The organism is Candidatus Symbiopectobacterium sp. NZEC135 (assembly GCF_025962695.1).
Map to the genome: position 1 here is coordinate 1 of NZ_JAGFPF010000660.1, position 1,076 is coordinate 1,076.

At 53.3% G+C, this 1,076-nt stretch carries 1 protein-coding gene and 1 pseudogene; both read right to left on the bottom strand.

Annotation, left to right across the window (positions count from 1 at the left end; translation table 11 throughout):
* A pseudogene (locus J5224_RS29550) lies at nucleotides 1–183 on the bottom strand (two-component sensor histidine kinase); the annotation flags it as partial.
* Between the two features lie 12 nt (nucleotides 184–195).
* Nucleotides 196–891: a response regulator gene (locus J5224_RS29555; protein WP_264628630.1), complete on the bottom strand. Its 696-nt coding sequence runs from the start codon at nucleotides 889–891 to the stop codon at nucleotides 196–198.
* Between the last annotated feature and the right edge of the window lie 185 nt (nucleotides 892–1,076).

Sequence of the window (1,076 nt, forward strand, 5' to 3'; positions counted from 1 at the left end):
GTGCTGGCGTAGCGCTTCGAACTCTTCACGCAGCGCCGTCGGCATATCGTGCATCACCCAGTAATTATAAATCTCGAAACGCAACCACATACAGAGCGCGATAATCACCACGGTGCCGATAGCCAGGGTGAGGATGTGCAGGCAAATCCAACGCCAGAAGGAGTAGCGATTTGTGTTATTCATAGGTGACATCATTCATGGTTGACGAAACCGGTAACCGACGCCGCGGACATTGATTAACACCTCGCTGATGCCGGCATTTTCCAACTTCTTGCGCAGGTTATACATATGCGTGTCTACCACCCGTTCTAAGGCGTCACTTTCCGGCAGGCACTGTTCGAGCAAATAGTGTCTGGAAAACGGTCTGGTGGGGGCGCGCATCACCGTCGCCAGCAGTGAAAATTCGGTTGGGGTCAATTCAAGGTAATAAGGGGGATCGTCAACCCGAATCACGCTGGCCGTGCGTGCGAGCGTATCGACTTCGAGTTTTTCCCAACGCAGTAATTCATTGGGCACATTCTGGCCCTGACTGCGGCGCAGCACGGCCTGCACGCGGGCGACAACTTCCCCTGGAATGTAGGGTTTGACCACGTAATCATCGGCTCCGTAACGCAGCGCGCCAATTTTGTCGGGCATATCGCCCATGGCTGTAACCATGATGATGGGGGTATCGTTCTTGCGACGCACCGCCGCGAGGATCTCCGTGCCCGTCATGCCCGGAAGCATCACATCAAGCAAGATCAAATCGGGCTTTAGGCGCAGCGCAAGTTCCAGCCCGGACAGACCATCGCTGGCCAGCGTGACCTCGTAGTTTTCCCGCCGCAGATAGGCTTCCAGCACGTTGGCTGCATCTGCGTCATCCTCGATGATCAGAATACGTTTAGTCTGCATGTGTCATCTTGACCATTTCTTCATAAATCCCTGACGGTTTGTTGATATTGCCCATTCATAATCCAGTCACCGACCAGAACCTTGAGCGCGGTAGCGCAAAAACAATTTACTCGTGAGGTGACAAGATGAAAACCAGAAAAATAATACTACCTACGCTTTGCCTCCTGATAGGTGGCATAGCGCAG